General features: G+C 34.3%; 5 protein-coding genes. All 5 read left to right on the top strand.

The genetic code is table 11. The features are described 5' to 3' along the window. The first annotated feature begins 12 nt into the window (after positions 1-12). The 5 genes from JM658_RS16730 (at position 13) to JM658_RS16715 (ending at position 6,019) form a co-directional block, all read left to right on the top strand. Entirely contained in the window at positions 13-807 is a 795-nt protein-coding gene (locus JM658_RS16730; RefSeq protein ID WP_236960994.1) for a cation transporter, read from the top strand. Positions 808-1,244: 437 nt separating this feature from the next. Beyond that, positions 1,245-1,754, top strand: coding sequence for a DUF2975 domain-containing protein (locus tag JM658_RS17280; protein WP_394800497.1), 510 nt, complete (start codon positions 1,245-1,247; stop codon positions 1,752-1,754). A 3-nt stretch (positions 1,755-1,757) separates the two neighbouring features. Beyond that, positions 1,758-1,961 carry a helix-turn-helix domain-containing protein gene (locus JM658_RS16725; RefSeq protein ID WP_215929021.1) on the top strand — a complete coding sequence of 68 codons (204 nt, stop codon included), beginning with the start codon at positions 1,758-1,760 and terminating at the stop codon, positions 1,959-1,961. 21 nt (positions 1,962-1,982) lie between these two features. Then, entirely contained in the window at positions 1,983-2,855 is an 873-nt protein-coding gene (locus JM658_RS16720) for an ABC transporter ATP-binding protein (protein WP_236960992.1), read from the top strand. Then, complete coding sequence (locus JM658_RS16715) at positions 2,852-6,019, top strand: M1 family aminopeptidase (RefSeq protein WP_236960990.1); 3,168 nt, start codon at positions 2,852-2,854, stop codon at positions 6,017-6,019. The genes JM658_RS16720 and JM658_RS16715 overlap by 4 nt, the downstream gene beginning before the upstream one ends. Positions 6,020-6,198: the final 179 nt, after the last annotated feature.

The raw sequence follows: 6,198 nt of genomic DNA, 5'->3' as shown, positions 1-6,198 counted from the left end.
CCCAGAAACCAAGTGAATAAAACGACATTTGAAATTACCAAAATGGATTGTCCTTCAGAGGAAAATCTAATCCGAATGAAATTGGACGGAATTTCAAGCATTGCAAATTTGGAATTTGATATTCCGAATCGAAAATTGACCGTTTTTCACAGCGGAGAAATTGACCAAATTGAAAAGTCCGTTATCGAACTGAATTTAGGCGGAAAGAAAATCTTAACGGAACAAACCGACCAAACGGAATTTAAAGAAAACGAAAATCAGAAAAAATTACTTTGGTCTGTACTTGCAATAAATTTTGCGTTTTTCATAATCGAAATGACAACAGGAATTATCTCAAAATCTATGGGACTTGTTGCCGATAGTTTAGATATGCTTGCGGACAGTTTTGTGTACGGAATTAGTTTGTTTGCGGTTGGCGGAACAGTAATAAAGAAAAAACGGATTGCCAAACTTGCTGGATATTTTCAAATAATACTTGCGATTATAGGATTTGTAGAAGTCTTGAGAAGATTTTTCGGAAACGAGAAACTTCCCGATTTTTCAACAATGATTATCGTTTCGATTTTTGCACTTATCGCAAATGGAATTTGTCTTTACATTTTGCAAAAGTCAAAGAGCAAAGAAGAAGCACATATGAAAGCGAGTATGATTTTTACTTCGAATGACGTGATTATCAATTTGGGAGTAATAATTGCAGGAATTTTAGTGCATTATTTGAGTTCTAATAAACCTGATTTGATTATCGGAACAATTGTTTTTGCGTTGGTAATTCAAGGAGCATTTCGGATTTTGAAATTAAGTAAGTGAATGAAAAAAGCACTACTTACAACAACGTATATAGCTCATAGCTAATTAGTTGCTTAATCGAAGTTAAGGCATATTTGCAAGTCCGCCAAGTTTTTTAATTTGGCTTATTGAGAAAAAAAGATAATAAGAAAATTAAAAAATTCGGCTCGTGCTTAACCGAAAGTTAATCGCTAATTTACACGCTACGAGCCATATACAAAACCGTTGGCAACAATTTGACCAACTCGCCCTTAATTAAAATATCAAACTCCCTAAAATTTTAGTATTAAACTAAACTTCACGTTAATCTATTGATTTACTTTATTTGAATAAAGATAAAAACGTTATTGAATCGTTTTTAACAAAAAAAGTAACACTAAAATTATCTTAAAAAAAAATTTATTATTGTGAAACGATATATTTTTATATATTTGCAGTAATAAATTACTTTTTATTATATGCGAAAATCAATTATTATTTCTAAAGTTTTATACTACATCTCAAGGATATTGGGCGGTTTGTATTTAATGACTGGTGTTTATGGGTTATTCAGCTGGGTGACAAATACCCATTTGCTAATAAACGATAAGCAAACCATTATCACCTACCCGTTTACAAAGACATCTTTTTTAATTTTAGACAGCAACACAACGTATTTAATCTTTTCGTTTTTAATTCCTGTTTTAGGGTATGGTTTGTTTTTTTGGCTACTATCTAATGTCTTTAAAGTATTTTACCAAGACAAATTATTTACCGCCAAAAATATTGTGCATTTACGACGGTTTTATCTTGTCAATATATTTCTACCAGCTGTACTCACCATATTCTCATCGTTTTTTATGCCCATAGAACACGAAATGTTTCTGATTATTATCTTGCATCTTGTTTTAGGTGTTTTTGTGTTTTTTATGTCAGAAATATTTAACCAAGGATTGCATTTACAAAACGAACAAGACTTATACATTTAAACTATGCCCATTGTAATAAATATAGATGTCATGCTTGCCAAACGAAAAATGAAGAGTAAAGAATTGGTTAAAGAAGTTGGCATTACACCTGCAAATTTATCGATACTAAAAAATGGAAAAGCCAAAGGCATTCGCTTTGAAACTCTAGAAAAAATATGCAAAGCCTTAGACTGTAAACCTGGAGACATTATAGACTATGTAGACTAGCACTCCCTTAAATATTATCTTATGAATACATTGAATATCAACAATGTGTCCCTTGTGTATAACAACGGACACCAGGCACTTTATGCCATAAATTTAAACATAACAAACGGTGTTTTTGGCTTACTTGGGCCTAATGGCGCAGGAAAATCTTCGCTTATGAAAACCATTGTAGGCTTACAAAAACCAACCGAAGGACACATTAGTTTTAACGATACAGATATTGTAAAAAACCCATTAGAAATACAAAAACAGCTAGGGTTTTTACCACAGTATTTTGGTGTTTATCCTAAAGTTTCGGCTTATAATTTACTACAACATTTGGCTAAACTAAAAGGTATTCATCACAAGTACGAGCGCCACGATCAAATTATGAATCTTCTGGATAAAGTGAATTTAGTTGACGCCAAAAACAAAGAAGTACATACGTTTTCTGGTGGTATGAAACAACGTTTTGGCGTAGCGCAAGCGTTATTGGGAGATCCTAAAATTGTGATTGTAGACGAACCTACAGCAGGTTTAGATCCTGAAGAACGTAATAGGTTTAATGCGTTGTTGAGCGAAATAGGCGAAGATATTATCATTTTATTATCGACGCATTTGGTAGAAGATGTACGAAATCTATGTTCGGATATGGCAATTATAAAACAAGGCGCTATTGTGGCAAAAGGTAGCCCAAACCAATTTATTGAAGCTCTGCAAGGGAAAATATGGCAAAAACCAACAACCAAAAACGAGCTACTTCACCTTGAGCCAAACCACAACATCATTAGTAAGCAATTTATTGAAAAGGTTATGCATGTAACCGTGTATGCCGATGCTTGCCCAACTGGGTTTAAAGCTGTTACTCCAAATTTAGAGCACGCTTATTTCACTTATTTAAACAGCACAACATGAAAACGGTTTTACTAAACGATATATATAGCGCGCTAAAACACATAGCAACGCAATTTGCTTTGTTGGCGTATTTGGTGCTTGGCTTTTTTACAGGCTATAAATTTCATATTAATGTAGGCGATGGCATTGCAGCCAATGCACCCTACGCTGTTGGGTTTATGACTGGTTTGTTGAGCTTACTTATTATTTTGATTGCTACACTACTAGCCTTTTCTGGCTTGTTTAAGGAACGTGATGCTAACTTTGATTTAATTGTTTTCACCACACCTATAAAGAAACGCGACTTTGCATTAGCACGCTTTTTATCCTTCTTTTTACTTACTGCATTCAGTTTTTTTATTGTAATGCTTGGGTATGTTATTGGGTTGCATGTGCAAACAGATTCTGAAATGCTTGCAGACTTTCATCTGTGGCATTATGTATATCCTTATTTGATTTTTGGTGTGGTAAATAGCTTATTGGTATGCAGCATCCTGTTTTTCTTTGCTAAAAAATTTCAGAATAAACTACTGGTCGCTATTGCAGGATTGATGTTATACATCACCTATATGATAGTGCTCATGTTTTCAAACGCGCCGTTTATGGCACAATCGTTACCACAGTCTTTATTGGCTCAAAAAGTATCTGCTATAACTGATATTTTTGGGTTGTCGGCTTATTTTTATGATGCCAAGGACTTTAGTGTTTCTGAAAGAAACCACAACATCGTGTCGTTTAGCAACATACTATTGATAAACCGTTTGGGTGTTGTGCTACTGTCATTATTTATTATGAAATTAGGCATAAATGCGTTCTCATTTCTGCCAGTTTTCAAACAAAAGTCAACAAAAAAAAAGGCTGAAACAACGCCTAAAAAAACCAAACTACTAGATGTTCCGTTTGCGAAAGTAAGCACGTTGTTTACTTCAAAAACAAAACAACATGCGCTGCGCTCTTTTGTGAAAATCGATTTTATTTATTTGTTTAGAAGTATTCCGCTCATTTCGGTTTCTGCTTTACTGTTATTTTATGTAGGTGTAGAAATGTATGGCGATATAGATATGGGTATTAGGTTGCCGCAACAGTATGCTAGCTCTGGCTTACTGGCTAAAACCATTAACGAAACATTTTATTTTATAGGCGCACTTGTTGTGGTTTACTTTACAAACGATGTGTTTTGGCGTGCCAATGCTAGTGGATTTTCAATCATTCAAAATACGACTTATTATGCCAAAGAGCGTCTATTAGGACACGCTATAAGCATGGTGCTTTTAATCATTTTTCTTACCGGTTTAATGCTCTTGGAAGCGATTATCTTTCAGCTTATTTTTAAATACCCTTTTATTGATTGGCAAGCATATTTTGGTGTGTTTGTTTTTAATACGTTGCCACTTACACTCTTTGCGTTACTGCTGCTATTTATTAATAACATAAGTAAGAGTAAATCGGTGGCACTGGGCATATCTATCTTGTTATTCTTATTGTTTGTGACGCCTATTTCAAAAAACATGATTACGAATCCGTTGTTTCATTTTTTATCTGGTTACAAAGGTGCTTATAGCGATTTTATAGGTTACGGTGCTTATGTAATGCCGTTTATTTACAGACTGATTTTTGGGTTTGCCCTTGTAGGACTTGTATGTGCTTTATACGGTTTGATAAAAACTAAAGCTAAAAGACAACTTTATATTATTGCAATGGTTAGTTGCGTATGTATAGGCATGGTGAGTGGCTATTTGTTTTTAGATGGTTATGTTTCCAAAGATAAAGACGCTGACATATTAGCGCGTGTTGCTTACGAAAAGCATTATAGAGCATACCAAAACCTTCCGCAGCCAACCATAAAAAAAGTTAATACAGAAATAGATTTGTTTCCTGAAGACCAAGCTTACCAGATAAAAGGCACGTATTGGTTGGTAAATCAGCACAAGCAAGCTATAGATTCTGTACTGATAAGCGTGCCTGAAGACTTTGAGATACAAGCGCTTTTATTTAGCTATAAAAATGATACCATAACGCTAGACAAGGCTATTTCAGAAATACTATTAAAACAGGCATTACAAGCCCAAGACTCGGCAAAACTCACCTTTCATTTGGCTTACAAATGGGAGGCTGTAAATGGTCATAATCCTTTTAATGCGATTGTAAAGGATGGCTCTTTTATGCGAATAAGTCGCTATTATCCTCAATTTGGATATGATACTAGTCAGGAAATTTCAGACAAGACCAATAGAAAACAACATGCTTTGGGCGAAGCCACTGCCATGAAACCATTTGATGCGGTAAAAACTCATATAGACGACTTTATTTCTTTAGACATGCAAATTTCAACCGGTAATAATCAAATTGCTGTTGGCACTGGCGCGTTAAAATCGCAGTGGCAAGACGCTAATAGAAATTACTATAAGTATAAAGCAGACGCCATTCCTTTTAGGTTTGCGGTTTCATCAGCTGCTTATGAGGTTAAAAAAGCACAACATAAGGATGTTTCTATTGAGGTTTTATATCATCCTTTGCATGAAAACAATATAGATCACCTTATTGAGAACACAAAGCTGTCATTAGATTATTGTACTAAACATTTTGGGCCTTATCCGTTTTCGTCTATACAATTTGCCGAAGTGTCATCGTTTACACAAGGTTTTGCAGGCACCGCTTATCCTGGTGTTATATTTATGACAGAGCATATGACGTTTCATGCCAACCTAGCGGGCAACCACAATCAAGATGTTATTAATGAATTGGCTGGTCATGAAGTAGCGCATTTTTGGTGGGGAACTAACCAGATTGATCCTGATTACCGAGAAGGCTATGCAATGCTAACTGAAAGCTTAGCTATGTATACAGAAATGATGATATATAAAAAGATGTATGGTAAAGAAAAAATGTTAGAACGCTTAGAGATACATAAACAAATATACGACGCTGAAAAGGGCTTTAGTGAAAATTTATCTCTATTAAAAGCCACAAAAGACAATGCATTTATATCCTATTCTAAAGGAGCTATTGTTTTTGTAGAATTAAGTGAGTTACTTGGTGAAGAACGGTTGAATTTAACATTACAATCCTTTTTTACTAAACATAAATATCCAAATGCAAAACCTACTTCAACTGATTTATTTAAAGAAATTTTGAAAGTAAGTGATGAAAATCTTAATGAAAGAATTAAAGCTATGTTTGAGTAAAAAACTGTTGCCAACACCGTATATAATTTATTGCTTCGTTCTAGCCTACTTACGAAAATCCTCGCGGATTTTCTATTCGGTTTTTATTTGCTAACTTTAGTGCTTAAACCACGCAACAAACCATATACAAACACGTTACCTTCTATTGCCCTACTCTGCTCTTATACTCACTAATCTTG

Origin of the sequence: Joostella atrarenae (assembly GCF_021764745.1) — a bacterium.
GTDB lineage: Bacteria > Bacteroidota > Bacteroidia > Flavobacteriales > Flavobacteriaceae > Galbibacter > Galbibacter atrarenae.
Note: the sequence above shows the minus strand (reverse complement) of the source record. Positions and strands in the feature narration are given on the sequence as shown.

What these genes read in the sequence shown, in the direction of transcription:
- JM658_RS17280 (WP_394800497.1), top strand. Translation starts at nt 1,245, where the DNA reads ATGCGAAAATCAATTATTATTTCTAAAGTTTTATACTACATCTCAAGG.
- JM658_RS16725 (WP_215929021.1), top strand. Translation starts at nt 1,758, where the DNA reads ATGCCCATTGTAATAAATATAGATGTCATGCTTGCCAAACGAAAAATG.
- JM658_RS16720 (WP_236960992.1), top strand. Translation starts at nt 1,983, where the DNA reads ATGAATACATTGAATATCAACAATGTGTCCCTTGTGTATAACAACGGA.
- JM658_RS16715 (WP_236960990.1), top strand. Translation starts at nt 2,852, where the DNA reads ATGAAAACGGTTTTACTAAACGATATATATAGCGCGCTAAAACACATA.